Source organism: Campylobacter concisus, assembly GCF_902460575.1.
In the GTDB taxonomy this organism is placed as follows: domain Bacteria; phylum Campylobacterota; class Campylobacteria; order Campylobacterales; family Campylobacteraceae; genus Campylobacter_A; species Campylobacter_A concisus_AW.
In genome coordinates, this window is the sequence record NZ_CABPUY010000002.1 from 420,809 (window position 1) to 439,590 (window position 18,782).

Sequence of the window (18,782 nt, forward strand, 5' to 3'; positions counted from 1 at the left end):
TTAATAAAAAATAAATCTATATAATAATTTATATTTTTGATTTTAAATTTACGATTTTGTGCTCTTGGCAAGGCTCTTTTTTATAAAAAATCTTTGAAGCAATTTATAATTTAAAAATTTAAGTTTCTCAAAATTTAGCCGATGTAAATCAGGTGTAAATTAAGCTTTGCAAAGTTAATATTTGTTTAACTTTGTGTTAAATCTTTCAAGGAGAAAAAATGAATCGACGAGATTTCATCAAAAGTGCTGCAGCTAGTGCTGCTTGTGCTAGTGCCGGTATCGCTGTGCCAAGCTCGCTAAGTGCGGCAAACGAAGCTGAAAAAGGCTGGCGTTGGGATAAGGCTGCCTGTAGATTTTGTGGAACCGGATGTGGCATCATGGTTGCTACAAAAGAGGGCAAGATAGTAGCTGTAAAAGGCGATCCAGAAGCGCCAGTAAACCGTGGTCTAAACTGTATCAAAGGCTACTTTAACGCTAAGATCATGTACGGCGAAGATAGGATCACTCATCCACTTTTACGTGTAAATGAAAAGGGCGAATTTGACAAAAAGGGTAAATTTAAGCAAGTAAGCTGGAAGCAAGCATTTGACGTGATGGAAGCTCAGTTTAGAAAGACTTATGACGAGCTTGGACCTCACGGCGTTGGCGTGCTTGGCTCTGGTCAATACACAATCCCAGAGGGCTATGCAGCAGTTAAGCTTATGAAAGGTGGCTTTAGAAGCAACAGCATCGATCCAAATGCAAGACACTGCATGGCAAGTGCGGTTGTTGGCTTTATGCAAGTTTTTGGTATCGATGAGCCAGCAGGCTGCTTTGATGACATCGAGCTAACTGATACCATCATAGCTTGGGGCGCAAATATGGCTGAGATGCACCCGATCCTTTGGGCGCGCGTGAGCGATAGAAAGCTTAGCGATCCTGATAGAGTAAAGGTCGTAAATTTAAGCACCTACTCAACTAGAACATCAAATTTAGCTGATATCGAGATCATTTTTGCTCCGTCATCTGACCTTGCTATCTGGAACTACATCGCTCGCGAGATAGTCTATAGCCACCCAGAGATGATAGACGAAGAATTTGTTAAAAAGCACTGCGTCTTCACAACTGGTCCAGCTGACATCGGATATGGCCTTCGTCCGGACATCCATCACAAAAAATATGCTCCAAGCGAGCTAGACACCGCTGCTACTGAGAAATCAAAAGTGTTAAGCGAGGCTGAGGGCGTTACGCTTTCTTATCTTGGTCTAAAAGCTGGTGATACACTAGAAAACAAAAATGCTGCCAAGGCTGATGCACACTGGCAAATAACATTTGAAGAGTTTAAAAAAGCTCTTGCGCCTTACACACTTGACTTTACAGCTAAGGTAGCAAAAGGCGATCCAAACGAAGATATCAATGAATTTAAGAAAAAACTAAAAGCACTTGCTGATCTTTACATCGAGAAAAACCGCAAAGTCGTTAGCTTCTGGACTATGGGCTTTAACCAACACCAACGCGGCACATGGGTAAATGAGCAAGCTTATATGGTGCATTTCTTGCTCGGCAAGCAAGCACTCCCAGGCTCAGGCGCCTTTTCTCTAACTGGCCAACCAAGTGCGTGTGGTACTGCAAGAGAGGTTGGAACATTCGTTCACCGCTTGCCAGCTGATATGGTTGTCGGCAATCCAAAACACAGAGAGATCACTGAGAAAATTTGGAAACTACCTGCTGGCACACTAAGCGGCACTCCAGGCTCACACTATGTAAAAATGATGCGTGATCTTGAAGATGGCAAGGTTAAATTTATCTGGGTTCAAGTAAATAACCCATGGCAAAACACTGCAAACGCAAACCACTGGATCAAAGCAGCTCGCGAAATGGACAACTTCATCGTCGTAAGTGACCCTTATCCAGGAATTTCAGCAAAAGTAGCTGACCTTATCCTCCCAACTGCGATGATCTACGAAAAATGGGGCGCATACGGCAACGCTGAGAGAAGGACACAGCACTGGAGACAGCAAGTGCTCCCTGTTGGCGAAGCGATGCCTGATATCTGGCAGATGCTTGAGTTTAGTAAGCGCTTTAAGCTAAAAGATGTTTGGGGCGAGAAAAAAGTAAATGACAAAGTGACACTTCCAAGCGTGCTTGAAGCTGCAAAAGCTATGGGATATAGCGAAGAAGATACGCTATTTGACGTGCTTTTTGCAAACGAAGATGCTAAGAAATTTAGCGCAAACGATCCGATCATGGAAAACTATGACAATACAGAAGTCTTTGGCGATAGCAGAAAGGTGATCGGCTCTGATGGTAAAGAATTTAAAGGATATGGATTTTTCATCCACAAATACCTTTGGGAAGAGTATAGAAAATTTGGCGTTGGCCACGGCCACGACCTAGCTGACTTTGACACTTACCACAAAGTAAGAGGTCTAAGATGGCCAGTCGTTGATGGCAAAGAGACTCAGTGGAGATTTAACACTAAATTTGACCCATACGCGAAAAAAGCTGCTCCAAATGATAAATTTGCATTCTACGGCAACAAAAACGCAGCTCTTCCAACAGGTGATCTAAAAGGCGTAAAAAATCAAGAGAAAACTCCTCTTGCAAACAAAGCAAAAATTTTCTTCCGCCCTTACATGGATCCATGCGAGATGCCAAGCAAAGATTATCCATTCTGGCTATGTACTGGCCGTGTCCTAGAGCACTGGCATACAGGCACGATGACTATGCGTGTTCCTGAGCTTTATAGAGCCGTCCCAGAGGCACTTTGCTACATGCACGAAGATGACGCTAAAAAACTTGGCGTGCTTCAAAATGAGATCGTTTGGGTCGAGTCACGCCGCGGCAAGGTAAAAGCTAGAGTAGATCTAAAAGGTAGAAATAAGCCGCCAGTAGGTCTTGTTTATGTGCCTTTCTTTGACGAAAACGTATTTATAAATAAAGTCTGCCTTGACGCTACTTGCCCGATCTCAAAAGAGACAGACTATAAAAAGTGCGCGGTTAAAATTTACAAGGCATAAAAGTGGCTGATATGGAATTTTCAAGTAGGCGTGAAGCTTTGAAATTTGGAGCTAAGGCAGCGATCTTAGCTCTTGGTGGAGGCTTTATATGGTCGCTTAGTGCCAAAGCCTCACCGCTTGTACTTCTTAGACCGCCTGGTGCGAAAGCGGAGAAGCAGTTTTTAAAGAGCTGTATTAGGTGCGGGCTTTGTGTAGAGGCCTGTCCATTTGATACGCTAAAACTCGCTACTCTTGAAGATGGCATAAGTGTCGGTACGCCTTATTTTGAGCCTAGAAAAATTCCTTGTCATATGTGCGAGCATATCCCTTGCGTGCCAGCCTGTCCGACTGGTGCGCTGGATGCAAATTTAGTAAGCACAGCTGGCAAACTCGATATCAACAAAGCCAAAATGGGCGTTGCAGTGGTCGATATGAAAAACTGCGTGGCATACTGGGGCATACAGTGCGATGCTTGCTACAGATCTTGTCCGCTCATAGATAAGGCCTTGTATCTTGAGTATCGCCGCAATGAAAGGACGCAAAAGCATGCGTTTTTGCTACCAGTAGTTGATAGTGATATCTGCACGGGTTGTGGCGTGTGCGAGCGAGCCTGTATCACCGAAAAAGCAGCCATTACCGTGCTAAACCGCGAAGTTGTGCTTGGCAAAGTTGGCGATAACTACGTCAAAGGCTGGGTAAAAGAAGATGAAAGGCGCGTAGATGATGCCGACAGCAAGATAAAGCTCGACATCAAAAAGGCGACTGACTATCTAAATGGTGGTGAGCTATGAAATTTTTAATCTTAAGACGAATAACTCAAATTTCTATCCTAGTGCTATTTATCCTAGGAAATGTTTATGGAGTTAAGATACTTAGTGGAAATTTAAGCTCATCTTTGCTTTTTGGACAAATTCCACTAAGCGATCCATTTGCAGTGCTTCAAATTTTACTAGCAGGCTTTAGCGTAGGCATAAATGCGGCAATCGGCGCGCTCATCGTCTTTGCATTTTACGCGCTTATCGCTTCTAGAGCATTTTGTTCGTGGGTTTGCCCAGTAAATTTACTAACCGACATTGCTTACAAGCTAAGAGAGAAATTTGGCTTTAAGGGTGAGAAAATTTTAAACGTAAGTAAAAATTTGCGCTACTACTTGCTAGCACTTGCTCTTATCTTAAACCTTGCTCTCTCGCTACCAGCGTTTGAGAGCATTAGCTTTGTTGGTATCATCCAGCGTGGCATCATCTATGGCTCAGTTAGCGCCATTGGCATCGCCCTTGGCATAGTTGCCTTTGATATGTTCGTGCTAAAGCGCGGAATTTGCTCACACGTCTGCCCGCTTGGTGCATTTTACGCGGTGATATCAAAATATGCACTCATCAGAGTAAAGCACGACGCAAATGCCTGCACAAAATGTATGAAGTGCAAGCTCGTCTGCCCAGAGGTGCAAGTACTAGATATGATCGGTAAAGAGAGCCGCGCAGTTAGCTCAAGCGAGTGCATAAGCTGCGGTAGATGCATCGACGTTTGCGGCGACGGGGCGTTAAATTTTAGTATTAGAAATTTAAGGAGAGAAAAATGAAAATGAAAATAATGGCGCTTGGAGCACTATGCGCTGCCTTTTTAGCGGCATGTGCATTGAATAATCCAAGCATTAGTGATTCGCAAATCGGCCTTAGAAATGTTGATTTGTTAGATGATAAAGACGTTGTTTTAAAAGACATCAACTACACAAAAGAGCCAGCAGGTATGGCAAAGAGATTTGACAGATCTTTTGAAAATGCACCTCCATTTATCCCACATGACACTGAGGGTTTGGTGCCTATCACAAAAGATTCAAATATGTGCGTAACCTGCCACATGCCTGAGTTTGCAAAAGATAGCGGAGCTACTCCTATCCCAGCTTCTCACCTTTATGACATCAGAAATAAAAAAGATCTTGCAGGCAAGCTTGATGATGAGAGATATAACTGCACAACTTGCCACGTCGAGCAACAAAATGGCGTAACGCAGCTTGTTGGCAATAAATTTAAGCCTGACTTTAGAGATAAAAACGGCTCACATAAGTCAAATTTACTAGACGTTTTAAATGACGGCGTTAAGTAATGCAAAGCAGGCGAGAGCTTTTTAGCAAAATTTTGGGGGCAAAACCTGCTCCCAAATTTATAGATCCACCCTTTTTTAGCGGAGAATTTGACTGCGCTGGCTGTGAGGCTAGCTGCGTCAGTGCCTGTGAAAAGGAGCTTCTTAGCTTTGAAAATGAAAGAGTTATTTTTAAAGTTAAAAAGCTAGGCTGCGACTTTTGCGAAGAGTGCGCGAAAGCGTGCCAAAATAGCGGTCACGCGACACTAAATTTAAGCTCACCAAAGAGCATAAACGCAAAGGTTAGCATCAATGTCGCTAGCTGCCTAGCGTGGAATGACACGATTTGCTACAACTGCCTTGATGCTTGTAAATTTAAAGCAGTTGAGTTTCTTGGTGTTTTTCGCCCTATAATCAATCAAAATTGCGTAAGTTGCGGCGAGTGCTTTGATGTTTGTTTTAAAAATTCGCTTGAGATGGAGGCTTTATGAGAGTTTTATTTTTTCTTTTTTGCTTGTTAAATTTTATCTTTGCAAATGAGATCACAACGCCTATTAAAGAGATAGAAGCTAGTGCAAACGTGCTTAATACTACGCTGATAAATGGCAAACTTTTTATCGCAACTGATGGTGGCACGGTTGAAATTTATGATCCAAAAGAGTCTAAATTTGACGAGATTATTAAAATGGATGATATAAAAACCTACGTTAGCGACCATGAAAGACCAAAAATTTTAAATGTCGATGAGCTAAATGGCAAGATACTCATCCTAAGCGAGGGCGACTACGCTACAAAGGTGCTTTATCTAAGAGAAAATGGGCAGATGAGAAGCATAAAGATGACTAATCAAGCGATAAAAAAGGCTCTATTTTTAGATGATGAGCATATAGCACTTGCCTCGATCAGCAATGAAATTTACTTTTTAAACCTAAAAAGTGGCGAAATTTATGATAGTTTTAAAATATCAATCGCAATGCTCTCAGACATGGAGATAAGCGAGGATAGAGGCACGCTAGCGATCGCTTGCGAGAGTGGTAAGGTCTATTTTTACAATGTTCGTACTAAAAAGATGGATAGAATTTTAGACATCCACACTGATAATATCTACGACATCGCCTATAAAAATGGCGTCATGATAAGTGGAGGCACCGACAGGATCGTTGGCATCTTCTCAGCTGGAACGCTAAAAAAGATAAACACTGGCTTTTTGGTTTATGGCGTGGGGCTTAGTAGTGACGGCAAGATCGCTGCATATATGAGCGATGAGATGAGCGATGTAAATTTAGTTGATAGTGCTAGTCTGGAAAATATCGCGATGCTAAAAACTGGACAAAGCACTATAAATAGCATAGTTTTCATAAGCGACAACGAGGTTGTGACCTCTGCTTATGAGAAGAAAATTTTATTTTGGAGAGTTAGATGAATATTTCAAGCCTGATAGTCTATACGGATAATAAAAACGAGAGCGTAAAAAGCGAGATAGGCAAGCTAAAAGAGTGCGAGATCATCACTGACGCAGAAGATAGGATCGTGGTGGTCGTTAGCTCAGAGAGCATAGAAGATGAGATCAGAGTTTTTAAGATGATAGAGGGTATTAGCGGTGTGGTGAGCGTTGCGATGGTTTATAGCTATCAAGAAGACGCTCAGGAGAATAGAGAAAGGCTTGAAGCAAACGGCAAGATAAGTGAAATCTTAACAAGTGATGACGTAAAAGCCGAAGACATCGCATATGGCGGTAGCGTGCATTATAAGGTGAGATGAAATTTAACTCCATTTTGAATAAAAAAGAAATTTAAAAATTTAATCAAACTATATTTGCAAATTTTAAACTTTCATTCACTCCTAAGAATTGACTACTAAAATTTGGCTTCGCTTAATGCTTAGCTCAAATTTTAGAGCCGAAATTACTCGTTCATGAAATTTTAAAATTTGCTAGAAATTTCTTAAAAATAAACCGCATGTAGTGCGAAGCACTGAGGCATGCTACCTATAACGTCGTCGGGGTTAGGGGATCGTTAAGGGGGAAGGGAGCTTCTTTGCTTCGCGAGCTCGCAACTGCAAGCAGACCGTAATTCAAGCCTCTTCCCCCTTAACAAAGAAGCAAATATTTAAATTTAATTAGGTTGTTTTGCAAATTTTAAACTTTCATTCACTCGCAAGAGTTGACTACTAAAATTTGGCTTCGCTTGCAGCTTAGCTCAAATTTTAGAGCCGAAATTACTCGTTCATGAAATTTTAAAATTTGCCTGACTTTCTATTACACAAAACGCATGCAATTGTGCTAAAGCACTGCATGCATTTTTGTTTAAGCTTTTTGATTATTAAATTTAAAGCAGTTGGATAAAAAATTAAATTTAAAAATATTAAACTCCAACCCAGTCTAAACCAGGTTGAAATTTATAAAGATTTATGAAGTAGTTTGATTAAAATTTATTCTTTCTTACTTCACTTACTATAGTCTTTGCCATGTTATCAACATCGCTTGTTACTTCATTAGCTCTATTGGCAATTACAACATTTTCTTTTGTTAGATTATCTATTTGAGCAACTGATTGATTGATCATATTTATGCCTTCACTTTGCTCTTTGATTGATTCACTCATCTCATTTATTGATTGAGCTAATACATTTGTATTTGCTTCTATCTCACCAAGTGATTTTTGAGTACGTTCAGCTAGTTTTCTAACTTCATCAGCAACAACTGCAAAGCCTCTGCCGTGTTCTCCTGCACGTGCTGCTTCTATTGCAGCATTAAGAGCTAGAAGGTTTGTTTGATCTGCTATATCTCTAATGATAGTTATGATGTTTTTAATTTCATCTGATTGTCTTATAACATCAGCTGTCTTTTGAGAGATGGCATTCATTGAGCTAGACATTTGCTCAACTGCAGCTGCACTTTCTTGAAGTGAGCTTGCTTGAGTGCTAGCACCTTGTGTGAGCTCTTTCATAGCCAAAGCCAAAGTTGTAGCCTTTTCTTCAAGCATCTTGGCGTCATTTAAATTTGAGTTTAGCATAGTGCAAATTACTTCACCCATATTAGATACTCCAAGTATCATAGCTTTTAGATCGGCCTCTAGCTCTTCATTTATCTCAACCTTTGCTGTAAAATCATTTTTAGTATATGAGCTAAGAACATTTGTTATGCCCTTTAAATTTGCTGAGATAGATGTAAAGAATTTATTTAGTAGCTCTTTTAGTTCATTTAGTGATGGGTTGTTTGGAGTTGAGCCTATCTTTGCTCCAAGGTTTCCTTTGATCATTAGATTTGCTACCTTATTTAGCTCATCTATCATAGTGCTATCTTTTTTGATGCCAGCTACGACTTTATCGATGTTTTCATTTATTGCTTTACTCATCTCGCCAAATTCATCATTTGATCTTACCTCTAGCTTGCTTGGTGCTTTTGCTTCGTAAGTTACAAATTTAAATAGATCATCAAGCTTAGACTGGATAGTTTTTATAGGGTTAAGAGACTTTTTAAGTAAGAAATAGACAAATGCTGAGAGGATAACGATAAATAGCACTGCTAAGATTAGCTGGATCTTTAGGAGGGGCATAGTATTTGACGTAAATACATCTTTTTGCATAGCAGATATAGCCAACCAGCCACGATCGTTTAGCTCTATAAAGTCAGCATATCTATCCTCGCCTTTTGTGTTTTTATAGGCAATTAGTCCATTTTCATTAAATTCTTTATTTTTATATCTAGCGACCAGATTGCTTGTGGTTGGATTGTCTTTACCGACTAGTTCTTTGTCGGGGTGGATGATGATCTTGCCATCTTTATCTATCACGTAAGCATAACTATAATCAGTCTTGCTGATACTCATGATCTCTTCACTGAGGCTTGAAATATCAGCATTCATGGCAGCGACACCTTTATTGCCGATAGGTGCTGAGAACGCTATCATCATGGCATTTGAGCTTGATGATTTGTAAGGATCAGAAAAAGTTGCTTTTGCGCCTTTTGCGATCTTATACCAGTCTCTTGTTCTTGGATCATAGCCATTGTCTTTTGGCATCTCATTCTTGCCATTTGAGCGGTACATCGCACCATCGCTCTCGTATCCCACAAAAATTCTCTCTATCTCAGGCGATACGATAAGCTTGCCTGTGCTTAAAATTTCATTTATCTGACTTCTGTCCTCTAACTTTTCTAGCCTTTGGGCGATGCCATTTGCGGCATGTGTATTCTCGTCAAAAAATGTATTCATAGCGTTTTTTACATCTTTTAGAATTTGACGTTGAGATTGGATGACTAGCTCGATGGTTTTGTTTTGAGCGGTGTAGTAACTAGCAGCTGACATAGCCACAAACGAAATACATAGAGCAACTATTAGCATTAGTGCTATTTTATTGGTGATTGACTTCACACGAATTCCTTTACATATGATTTACATTGTCGCAATATCGGCTAGTTTAAAAAGAATTGTATAGCTGTTTAAGAAGTTTTTCTTTAAAAATAAGAAATTTTGATCTAAAAGATAAATTTAAGGTCTATCTTTTATCAAATTTAAAAGATTTTCTCTGATATTTTCGCTAGTTAAATTTGAAATTTCGCCGTAGAAATTCCCCTCTTTATCTAGCAGATAGATAGCAGAGCTGTGAGCGACAGAGTAGCCCATAGCAGAGTTTTTAAGATGCACTTTTTGATATTTTACGCCGTAGTTTTTAGCAACTTTTGGCAGGTCGTTCAGTTTTAGCCCGTCTGCATCTTTGTAGAAATTTTTTGCCATTAGAGTTAAATTTTCAGGCGTGTCACGCTCAGGATCAAGAGTGATGAAAAGTAGCTCAAAGTCGTCTCTTTTTAGTTTATTTAGCTCATCGCCCACAAGAGAGAGCGTAGTAGGGCAGACATCGGGGCAGTAAAGATAACCAAAATATATCGCTTTATACTTGCCGTTATAATTTTTAAGGCTCACTTCGCCATGCTCTGAAAGCGCCTTAAAATCATACTTGTTTGGCTTTATAAAAAGCATCGCAAGACCAGCACATATTAAGATTATTATTAAGCCCCAAAGTGTCTTTTTCATCATTTGCCCTTACATTTTTAGATCAAGATCGACAAAAAATCCAGTATCCTTTTCGCCATCAAGCAGCTTAAACCTATACCTCATAAGATCGACCACGCAAGCACTTAGCACGACTTGTGCTATTAGATTATCGCCTCTTTGATCAAGCCTTGCCTTTATAGAACCCATGTTCATGTTTATGCCATCGATTACAAGGTTTGGATCTTTTAGCCCTAAATTTTTGCCATTAATGATCTTAAAGCTAAACGGCCTCATCGCAAAGATCGGTCTTGGCGAGATCTCTATCTTTAGCTTAACGCCATTAAATTTCACCTCGCAAGCATCTTTGTTTAGATCGCATTTTAGAGGATCAAGTGATGTATTTACATCGGCAAATTCAGGCGGATCCTCTTTGCTGACCATAAATTTATGACCCATCCAAAAAGCGCCTGCTACGATAAAGATGAGTGAAAAAATGATTAGAATTTTTTTCATTATTTAAAGTTTTTAGTTACTCCGATATTATCAAGCTTGATGCTTTCGCCGTTGCTAAATTTAAGCTCCAAATCAACCTTGTCGCCATCTTTTATGGGCTTATTTAGATCCATAAGCATGATATGAAGACCGCCAGGTGCTAGCTTTGTCTCGCCATTTTTTGGGATAACAGCGTCTTCAACCTGAACCATAGCCATCATGCCATTTTCCATCTTGTGAGTGTGAATTTCAGTGCTTTTACAAACACTTGAATGAACGCCAACTAGCTTTACATCGGCATTTGAAGCGTTTTTGATATTCATGAAAATAGCGCTGTTGTTTGTGCCAGGCTTTGTGTCTCTTGCTCTGACATTTTCTAGACTGATGTCAGCTGCCATTAGTGTAGAAGCCGCAAGTAATGCACCAAAAACAAGTTTTTTCATATTTTTTCCTTTGTGGTAAATTAATAATGGTTTTCAGATTATACATATAAAGAAACTAAAATTCCCTTTAAAATTTAAAAATTGAAATTTTTTAGGTTATAATTACGCACTAAATTTTACTTTTTGGGACACTTCATTTGAAAAAGATACTACTTTTCTTCATCGCGTTAGCGCCTTGTCTTTTTGCCCAAAATTACGAAGAAATTTACTTAAAAAATGGCCCATCTGCTGTCATAGAAGCCATTGAAAAAAACATTTTAAGTAAGGACTACTGGCTAAACAAGCTCAAAGACAAGGACGTTAGATACGGATATTACGACAACGAGATACTTCTAAGCGTGGTTGATAAGACTGACAAAGAGCTTGAGGTCATCTCTTATAAAGACGGAGTTACAAAAAAACTCTTTAGCTCAAGCGTCATCGTTGGCAAAAATGGCGATAAACTGCTTGAGGGCGACCTAAAAACGCCAGTTGGTGTCTATCAGCTCACACGTAGATTTACGCCAAATGATAGATACTTGGGGCCTCTTGCCTTTTCTCTTTCATATCCAAATTTGCTTGATAAACTTGCAAAACGTAATGGCAGCGGCATCTGGATACATGGCTATCCACTCGATGGCCAAAGGACAGATGAGCTAAAGACAAAAGGCTGCGTGGCTATGCAAAATGACATCTTGATGAAATTTGACGAAGTTATAGACCACAAAAAAACGCTCGCATTTATCTACGAGGACAAGCGTCCAGAAGCAAGCGCGAACGACATAGCGGTGATCATCTCTGGAATTCTTAACTGGAAAAAGACTTGGAGCGAGAGTGACATTGATAGCTATTTGAAATTTTATGATAAAGACTTTGAACGATATGATGGCATGAGCTTAGAAAATTTTAAAAATATGAAACGAGCGATCTTTTCTAAGAAAGAGAAAAAACATATCGCATTTTCAAATTTTCTCATCACACCTTATCCAAACCTTAAAAACGACAAGCTCTTTCGCGTGAGTTTTTATGAGGATTACGCTGCTGATACGCATAAATTTGCAGGTCAAAAGACCCTTTATGTCAAGCTTTATGGCGATGAGATGAAAATTTTTATAGAGGAGTAGAAGTGGAAAAATCTAAAGAAGTAAAAGAGAAGATAGAGAAAATTTTAGAGGCTAGGTCGGCATTTTTTGCTGAGTTTGACCGCCAAGTGCCAAAGAAAAATGGCACTGATGTCTTTGACTTTAGCAAGGTTAAAGAGGCTGATCTAAAAGAAATTTACGCTAAATTTTATGCATTTGACTACAACGTAAGAAAGCTCTTGCCTGACGTTTATAAAGCTTATGATGTGAATTTCAATGTCTGAGATACGCCTAAACAAAGCAGCTTACATCCACAATCTAACGAAAATTTGTGACAAAGCTGGCGGAAAAGAAAATGTTATCGTAGTGCTAAAAGATAACTCTTATGGGCACGGAGCAAGGCTCATAGCTAGCGAGGCTAAGAAATTTGGCATAAAAAACTGCGCTGTAAAGAGCGAGTGTGAAGCAAATGAGATCGCTGATATCTTTGAAAATATCTTGATCCTCTCGCACATCCCAACAGGCTATGAGAGCGCTAAATTTACCTACGCCATAAACGACATAGACGCACTTTTAAAGATAAAAGAAAATACAAAAATCAACCTCGCCATCGACACTGGCATGCATAGAAATGGGCTTGATATAAGCGAGCTTGATTATGCATTTGAAATTTTAGCCAGAAGAAATTTAGAGCTTCTTGGCGCTTATACTCACTTTCGCGCAAGCGATGAGCTAAATGCTGATTATTTCGTGCAAAGAGAGAATTTTAGCGCCGCAAAAGCAAAAATTTTAGCTCTTTGCGATGAGTTTGGTATAAAAAAACCGATCTTTCACTCTCATAACTCAGCCGCCCTTGAAAGAGCGAGCGAGATAAAAGATGAGATGGTGCGCGTGGGCATCGCTCAGTACGGATATGCCCAGTTTAATGGCTCTTTAAATTTAAAGCCAGTGCTTTCACTTTGGGCAAAGCGCGTTAGCAGGCGGGTCTTAAAAAGTGGTCAAAGCGTGGGATATGGGGCTAAATTTATAGCAAAAGACGATATAAACGTCGCTACTTATGATCTTGGATATGGCGACGGACTGCTAAGATACAATGGACTTGGTGAGCTAAGGCTTGCAAACGGCGAGCTGATACTTGGCAAAATTTCTATGGATAGTTTTAGCTGTAAAGATAGTGGCGAGTGGGTCTGTGTCTTTGAGGACGCAAATGTCTGGGCTAACTTTTTTGGCACGATAAACTACGACATCTTAGTCAAACTCTCGCCAAATATCACTAGAAAATTTATATAAAGGTAATATGTGAAAAAGATCGTTTTATTAGCTCTTGCAAGCCTTGCTTTTGGTGTGCAAGAGAGTGAGTTTAAAGTCTATGAGCAGATACTAAATCAGCTTGATACAAAGCAGATCCCAGCCTTTGTCGTCCAAACTGCGAAGCCAAATTTACCAAGCAGAGTCGATGAGATGATCACGCTAAAAGATGTAAGCAGTGACGGACTAAATATACATGGCGAGTTTGTCTTAAATGAGACCAAGACAAAGAAACTAAAAGGCTATAACAAGGCTCAAATTTCGGCTTTAAAAGATGAATTTTATCAAAACGGAAAAGAGGCGCTTTGTAACTCAGGCATGGCAAGAGCTGCGCTAAATCGCGGCATCACGCTAAGTGGTAGCTACGGCTTTGAGGGCAGGCATCTTTTTGATTTGAAGCTGGATAAGAGTAGTTGCGAGTAGCCATTTTTGCGCTGGTTTTTTGCTCGCTAGCTCTGGCTCTTACACCAGATATGGCAGCGAAAAATCACGCAACATACTACAAAAAAAAGCTCCCATTTATTTGCACGCCGACGCTAACGCTTAATGATATCTTAAACGTGGGCGACACGCTCATCTACAGATACGCCGTCAAACACGCAAGAAAGCAAGAGATCAAAAGGCTTGAAGAAAAAGAGCTTTTGGAATTTATCGAGGCTATAAAAAAAGAGAATTTAAGAACCGCCTGCAAGGATAAAGAAATTTTAAATATGCTAAGCATCGGCGTTAGCTTGGATGAAATTTTCTACTCAGAAAATGGCGAACTAATCTTTGAATACACCATAAAAGATGAAGATTGCAAGAAACTGCAGTGAAATTTGGGGTTAAATTTCAGTTTTTGGGTTGTAAATTTAGCTTTTAGCCAAGCTGTCTTTGTAAATTTTAACAAAAACGCATGCAGTGCAAAGCACTGAAGCATGCACCTCTAACGTCGTCGGGGTTAGGGGATTGTTAAGGGGGAAGGGAGCGACTTCGTAATTCAAGCCTCTTCCCCCTTAACAAAGAAACAAAACTTTAAATTTCTAAAAAACTATTTTTACAAATTTTAAAATTCCATTCACTCGCAAAAATTGACTACTAAAATTTGGCTTCGCTTATCGCTTAGCTCAAATTTTAGAGCCGAAATTACTCGTTCATGAAATTTTAAAATTTGCCTGACTTTCTATCTACACAAAACGCATGCAGGGCGTCAGCACTGTTGCATGTCCCTCTAGCGTGCGAGGGGTTTAGGGGATTTAAAAAGGGGGATAAGGGGACGGCCTCGTAACTCGAGTCCCCTTGTCTCCCTTTTGAATAAAAGAGTTTTTAAATTTAAGGTCTGTATTTTTAAAAATAGAAATTTATTATTTTTCAAATTTTAAAATTCCATTCACTCGCAAGAATTGACTACTAAAATTTGGCTTCGCTTACAGCTTAGCTCAAATTTTAGAGCCGAAATTACTCGCTCATGAAATTTTAAAATTTACTTGAAACTCACTTGATTTAATAAAGCAATTTTGCAAATTTTAAAATCTTATTCGCTTGCCTTAGCAGACTACTAAATTTAGGTCTCGTAGCCACTCGCCACTAAATTTAGAGCCGCGATATGCTCGTTCATAAATTTTAAAATTTGCCTGACGCTCACCTGATTTGACAAAGCAAATTTACAAATTTTAAATCTTTACTCACTCACCTTAGTAACTTATCAAATTTAGGTCACATTATCTCATGCTCTGAATTTGTAAGCGTAATATGCTCGTTCATGAAATTTAAATTTGCTTGCAAATGTCTAAATTTAAAGCCAAAAAAGATGGCAAAAAAGAAGATTAACCCAAATTTACTAAGGGCTAAATCTACATACCTCTTTTTATTTCTTGATCTAGTCTTTGAAGCTCAGCGATTCTGTCACTAGTGCTAGGATGCGTTCTAAAAAGCACGCCAAGCTTGCTAGTTAGCGAGCCAAATGGATTTACGATAAACATATGGGCGCTTTGCTCGCTTGCGTTTTGCATGACGTAAGAATTTGAGTAGTTTTCAAGCTTTGTTAGCGCGCTAGCTAGCCACTCTGGGTGTCCCGTTAGATAGGCTGCGCCTTTGTCCGCCTTGTACTCACGCTCCCTTGAGATCGCCATTTGGATGACTGTGGCAGCCAGAGGCATCACAACGGCGATGATTAGCATAATCACTGGGTTGGCGTTTCGCTGCGAGTTTTGATTTTGACCGGCGAGGGTGCCTATCTTGGCAAAATTTGCGACCATCGCGATAGCCCCAGCTAGTATGGCAGCGATTGAGCCAGTTAGGATGTCGTAGTGCCTTACATGGCTTAGCTCGTGAGCTAGCACGCCCTCGATCTCATTTTCATTTAAAATTTTTAAAAGCCCCTCAGTAACTGCAACGGCTGCGTGGCTTGGATTGCGGCCTGTGGCAAAGGCATTTGGCACCTCTTCTGGGATGATGTAAATTTTTGGCATCGGCAAATTCGCCTTTTGTGTGAGGCGTGAGACGATCTCGTAAAGGCCGTGAGCGTTGCTCTCATCGACTGGGATGGCGTTATATCTTTTTAGCACGAGCTTGTCGCTGAAAAAATAAGAAAAGATATTCATGCCAGCTGCCATCAAAAAGGCGATCATCATACCTTGTTCGCCGCCCACGTAACCGCCAACAGCGATGAAAACTAGCATTAAAGCAACCATTAAAAAAGCGGTTTTGAAAATTTCCATTTTTGTCCTTATTTTATAGCATTTGGCAAGATCGCTGCGTCGATCTCAAATTTCGCAAGCTCGAAAAGGCTTGCTTCACTCTCTATCAAAACAGCGATAAGTGCGTCAAATAGGTAGTTTTGCGCAACTTTTGCCAAATCTTTTGCTAGCGTAATATCGGCAATAATAAATTTTGCTCCAGCGGCGTTTGCGATGATGGCTTCGTTTATGTCATTTGCGATGATGCTAAAGCTTGCTCCAGCCTCTAACGCTCTTTTTATCAAATTTCTATCAAATTTAAAGAGATTTTGCCTGCCGTTTGAAATTTCATCTTCGCTTTTGCAAAGAAAAAGTGGTTCAAATTTGATCAGCTCATCACCCAAAATTTTCATCTCTCGCCCTTTATGCACTCTTTGCAGATGTATTTTCCGTCTCTTAGCACCATTTGATCGATATCGCTAAAGACGCCGCATTTGCTGCACTCTTCGAAGTTGCTGGTGCTTATCTTGTCGCTTTTTTTTCTATTTTTAAAAAATATGATGTAAATCGCAACCAAAATCGCTACAAAAAGCAAGTATTTCAACGTATCTCCCCTTGGTTTTTGAGATTAAAATATATGTAGTTTCTGTTTTTTTCATTATAAATTTGTGCGTCGATGCCTGAAATTTCATCCATGACGCTTGAGCCCTTGTAGATGAGAAATTTAGTATTTTCATCATAAAATCCCTCACAAATTTTTATAAGCTCTTTTGTCTTGCTAAGCGCCCTTGAGGTGATGAGATCAGCTGTAAATTTATCTGCAAGCTCGATTTTTTGGCTATGAACTTCTAAATTTTGCAAACCAAGCTCGATCTTAGCATAGCTTAGAAATGATGACTTTTTGGCTATTGGCTCAAAAAGATGCCACTTAGTGCGCGGCATCGCAAGTGCTAAAAATATCGCTGGAAAGCCAGCTCCACTACCAACATCGATCGCCGTTTTGGCGCTTAGGTCAAAAATCTCAAGCGGCTTTATGCTATCAAGCACCTGCTCGCTTATATCTTTATAGTTGCTTAAGCTATGAACCTTATTAAATTTAGCAAAAATTTGAGCGTAAGCCCTTACTTTTTCGTCAAATTCTGCTGGCAAGCAAAGCTCATTTTTCATCACAAGATGTGCCCCATTTGCTCTTTTTTTACTTTCAAGTAGCCTTCGTTAAATTTATTTGGCTTGATGACGATAGGCACGCGTTTTACGATCTTTACTGAGCTTAGTCCATGAAGTTTTAATGGGTTATTTGTGAGTAAATTTACCTCTTTTATGCCGTAGTGATTTAGGATAAAATCAACCACTTCATATGTTCTCTCATCGGCTTTAAAACCTAGCTGGTGATTAGCTTCTATCGTATCAAAGCCCTTGTCTTGCAGGCTGTAAGCGTTTATCTTATTTAAAAGCCCGATATTTCTGCCCTCTTGACGCAGGTAGATGACCATGCCGCCATTTTCTTCGATATATTTTAGACTCGCTTCAAGCTGGTCGCGGCAGTCGCACTTTAGGCTTCCGATCGCATCGCCAGTTAGGCATTCGGAGTGAATTCTAAGATTTACCACTTCGCTTAAAGGCTCTTTATAGATCGCAAGGTGCTCTTTTGCTCCTTCTTTGAAGGCTTGAACCTTATAAGTACCAAATCTTGAGGGTAGATTTGCGGCGTTTGAAATTTCTATTTTCATTTTAAATTTACTCCAACTGTGCTAAACTAGCTAAAAATCACGCATTTTAACAAAGAAAAGGCAAAAATATGTTTAAACGTTTTAGAAGATTGAGAATAAATCCAGCTTTAAGAGAGATGGTAAGAGAGACTAGCCTTAGCGTAAATGACTTTATCTATCCGCTCTTTGTAGTCGAGGGCAAGGGCGTTAAAAACGAGATCGCTTCGATGCCAGGCGTTTATCAAATGAGTATCGATGAAATTTTAAAAGAGTGTGAAGAGATAGTAAATTTAGGCATAAAATCGATCATTTTATTTGGCATACCAAGCCTAAAAGATAGCGTTGGCAGCGATGCACTAAGTAACGACGGCATCATCGCAACTGCGCTTAGAGCCATAAAGGATAAATTTCCAAATTTATTTGTCATCACAGATCTTTGCTTTTGCGAATACACAGATCATGGCCACTGCGGCATAATCGACCACGTGCACAACACTATCGACAACGACGCAACGCTTGAAATTTCAGCCAAACAAGCTCTGATACACGCTCAAAATGGCGCCGATATGATCGCACCAAGCGGTATGATGGATGGCATCATCGCAACGCTAAGAGAGGCGCTTGATAGCAATGGCTATGAAAATTTACCAGTCATGGCATACTCGACTAAATTTGCCTCAGCCTACTACGGACCATTTCGCGATGTGGCACAAAGCGCACCAAGCTTTGGCGATAGAAAGAGCTACCAAATGGACAGCGCAAACCGCCTTGAAGCTATAAATGAGAGCTTACAGGACGAGGCGCAAGGTGCTGATATCTTGATGGTAAAGCCAGCACTCGCCTATCTTGACGTCGTTAGAGAGCTAAGAAATTTGACACTTCTGCCACTTTGTGTATATAACGTAAGCGGCGAGTACGCACTGCTAAAAGCTGGCGCAAAAGCTGGCATCATCGACTATGAGCGCGTTATGATGGAGACCTTGATCGGCTTTAAAAGAGCAGGGGCAAATTTGATCATCACCTATCACGCAAAAGAAGCGGCTAAAATTTTAAGGGGCTAA

22 protein-coding genes and 1 pseudogene are annotated in these 18,782 nt (G+C 40.0%); 13 read left to right on the plus strand and 10 right to left on the minus strand.

Annotation, left to right across the window (positions count from 1 at the left end):
• Positions 1-218: 218 nt before the first annotated feature.
• Genes napA through F3G76_RS06030 form a run of 7 tightly spaced genes read left to right on the plus strand, consistent with a single transcriptional unit; the run spans position 219 to position 6,818 of the window.
• Positions 219-2,999, plus strand: coding sequence for a nitrate reductase catalytic subunit NapA (gene napA / locus F3G76_RS06000; protein WP_149706203.1), 2,781 nt, complete (start codon positions 219-221; stop codon positions 2,997-2,999).
• An 11-nt stretch (positions 3,000-3,010) separates the two neighbouring features.
• Entirely contained in the window at positions 3,011-3,769 is a 759-nt protein-coding gene (gene napG, locus F3G76_RS06005; protein ID WP_034901590.1) for a ferredoxin-type protein NapG, read from the plus strand.
• Positions 3,766-4,557, plus strand: coding sequence for a quinol dehydrogenase ferredoxin subunit NapH (gene napH / locus F3G76_RS06010; RefSeq protein WP_149706204.1), 792 nt, complete (start codon positions 3,766-3,768; stop codon positions 4,555-4,557). The genes napG and napH overlap by 4 nt, the downstream gene beginning before the upstream one ends.
• Positions 4,554-5,081, plus strand: coding sequence for a nitrate reductase cytochrome c-type subunit (locus F3G76_RS06015; protein WP_012001478.1), 528 nt, complete (start codon positions 4,554-4,556; stop codon positions 5,079-5,081). Before napH ends, F3G76_RS06015 begins: the two co-directional genes overlap by 4 nt.
• On the plus strand, positions 5,081-5,548 hold the full coding sequence (locus tag F3G76_RS06020; RefSeq protein WP_149706205.1) for a 4Fe-4S dicluster domain-containing protein: 468 nt from the start codon (positions 5,081-5,083) through the stop codon (positions 5,546-5,548). The genes F3G76_RS06015 and F3G76_RS06020 overlap by 1 nt, the downstream gene beginning before the upstream one ends.
• Positions 5,545-6,480 carry a WD40 repeat domain-containing protein gene (locus F3G76_RS06025; RefSeq protein WP_149706206.1) on the plus strand — a complete coding sequence of 312 codons (936 nt, stop codon included), beginning with the start codon at positions 5,545-5,547 and terminating at the stop codon, positions 6,478-6,480. Before F3G76_RS06020 ends, F3G76_RS06025 begins: the two co-directional genes overlap by 4 nt.
• Positions 6,477-6,818: a chaperone NapD gene (locus F3G76_RS06030; protein WP_103574268.1), complete on the plus strand. Its 342-nt coding sequence runs from the start codon at positions 6,477-6,479 to the stop codon at positions 6,816-6,818. Before F3G76_RS06025 ends, F3G76_RS06030 begins: the two co-directional genes overlap by 4 nt.
• 662 nt (positions 6,819-7,480) lie before the next feature.
• On the opposite strand, the gene F3G76_RS11125 is transcribed toward F3G76_RS06030, so the two are convergent.
• The 5 genes and pseudogenes from F3G76_RS11125 to F3G76_RS06050 all read right to left on the minus strand — a co-directional run bounded on the left by F3G76_RS11125 (position 7,481) and on the right by F3G76_RS06050 (position 10,986).
• Positions 7,481-8,644, minus strand: a complete 1,164-nt coding sequence (locus F3G76_RS11125; protein WP_411160714.1) for a methyl-accepting chemotaxis protein — start codon at positions 8,642-8,644, stop codon at positions 7,481-7,483.
• Positions 8,645-8,680: 36 nt separating this feature from the next.
• Positions 8,681-9,400 (minus strand): annotated as a pseudogene (locus F3G76_RS11130) (cache domain-containing protein); the annotation flags it as partial.
• A 147-nt stretch (positions 9,401-9,547) separates the two neighbouring features.
• Positions 9,548-10,090, minus strand: a complete 543-nt coding sequence (locus F3G76_RS06040; RefSeq protein WP_149706208.1) for an SCO family protein — start codon at positions 10,088-10,090, stop codon at positions 9,548-9,550.
• A gap of 9 nt (positions 10,091-10,099) precedes the next feature.
• A complete protein-coding gene (locus F3G76_RS06045; RefSeq protein ID WP_107930354.1) occupies positions 10,100-10,564 on the minus strand; it encodes a hypothetical protein in 465 nt (154 codons plus the stop codon).
• Positions 10,564-10,986, minus strand: a complete 423-nt coding sequence (locus tag F3G76_RS06050) for a copper chaperone PCu(A)C (protein WP_009294266.1) — start codon at positions 10,984-10,986, stop codon at positions 10,564-10,566. Before F3G76_RS06050 ends, F3G76_RS06045 begins: the two co-directional genes overlap by 1 nt.
• Before the next feature lie 137 nt (positions 10,987-11,123).
• On the opposite strand from F3G76_RS06050, the gene pgp2 reads away from it, so the two are divergent.
• The 5 genes from pgp2 to F3G76_RS06075 are packed head-to-tail and all read left to right on the plus strand — an operon-like array spanning position 11,124 to position 14,170.
• On the plus strand, positions 11,124-12,089 hold the full coding sequence (gene pgp2 / locus F3G76_RS06055) for a cell shape-determining L,D-carboxypeptidase Pgp2 (protein ID WP_149706209.1): 966 nt from the start codon (positions 11,124-11,126) through the stop codon (positions 12,087-12,089).
• A 2-nt stretch (positions 12,090-12,091) separates the two neighbouring features.
• Positions 12,092-12,331, plus strand: coding sequence for a CmeU family protein (cmeU, locus tag F3G76_RS06060; protein WP_149706210.1), 240 nt, complete (start codon positions 12,092-12,094; stop codon positions 12,329-12,331).
• The gene (locus F3G76_RS06065) at positions 12,324-13,337 is read left to right on the plus strand and encodes an alanine racemase (protein ID WP_149706211.1); all 1,014 of its coding nucleotides are present in this window, start codon (positions 12,324-12,326) and stop codon (positions 13,335-13,337) included. Before cmeU ends, F3G76_RS06065 begins: the two co-directional genes overlap by 8 nt.
• 9 nt (positions 13,338-13,346) lie before the next feature.
• Complete coding sequence (locus F3G76_RS06070) at positions 13,347-13,778, plus strand: hypothetical protein (RefSeq protein ID WP_021088382.1); 432 nt, start codon at positions 13,347-13,349, stop codon at positions 13,776-13,778.
• A complete protein-coding gene (locus tag F3G76_RS06075) occupies positions 13,769-14,170 on the plus strand; it encodes a flagellar protein FlaH (protein ID WP_107830242.1) in 402 nt (133 codons plus the stop codon). The genes F3G76_RS06070 and F3G76_RS06075 overlap by 10 nt, the downstream gene beginning before the upstream one ends.
• Positions 14,171-15,187: 1,017 nt before the next feature.
• Here F3G76_RS06075 and htpX read toward each other — a convergent pair.
• The 5 genes from htpX to ribA are packed head-to-tail and all read right to left on the minus strand — an operon-like array spanning position 15,188 to position 17,742.
• Positions 15,188-16,054 carry a zinc metalloprotease HtpX gene (htpX, locus tag F3G76_RS06080; RefSeq protein ID WP_149706212.1) on the minus strand — a complete coding sequence of 289 codons (867 nt, stop codon included), beginning with the start codon at positions 16,052-16,054 and terminating at the stop codon, positions 15,188-15,190.
• Between the two features lie 8 nt (positions 16,055-16,062).
• Positions 16,063-16,425 carry a hypothetical protein gene (locus tag F3G76_RS06085; protein WP_149706213.1) on the minus strand — a complete coding sequence of 121 codons (363 nt, stop codon included), beginning with the start codon at positions 16,423-16,425 and terminating at the stop codon, positions 16,063-16,065.
• Positions 16,422-16,616, minus strand: a complete 195-nt coding sequence (locus F3G76_RS06090; protein ID WP_009294554.1) for a hypothetical protein — start codon at positions 16,614-16,616, stop codon at positions 16,422-16,424. Before F3G76_RS06090 ends, F3G76_RS06085 begins: the two co-directional genes overlap by 4 nt.
• Positions 16,613-17,179, minus strand: coding sequence for a 16S rRNA (guanine(527)-N(7))-methyltransferase RsmG (gene rsmG, locus F3G76_RS06095; RefSeq protein ID WP_149706214.1), 567 nt, complete (start codon positions 17,177-17,179; stop codon positions 16,613-16,615). The genes F3G76_RS06090 and rsmG overlap by 4 nt, the downstream gene beginning before the upstream one ends.
• The gene (ribA, locus tag F3G76_RS06100; protein ID WP_103648043.1) at positions 17,179-17,742 is read right to left on the minus strand and encodes a GTP cyclohydrolase II; all 564 of its coding nucleotides are present in this window, start codon (positions 17,740-17,742) and stop codon (positions 17,179-17,181) included. Before ribA ends, rsmG begins: the two co-directional genes overlap by 1 nt.
• A gap of 68 nt (positions 17,743-17,810) precedes the next feature.
• Between ribA and hemB the strand changes: the two genes are divergently transcribed.
• A complete protein-coding gene (gene hemB, locus F3G76_RS06105; protein WP_149705021.1) occupies positions 17,811-18,782 on the plus strand; it encodes a porphobilinogen synthase in 972 nt (323 codons plus the stop codon).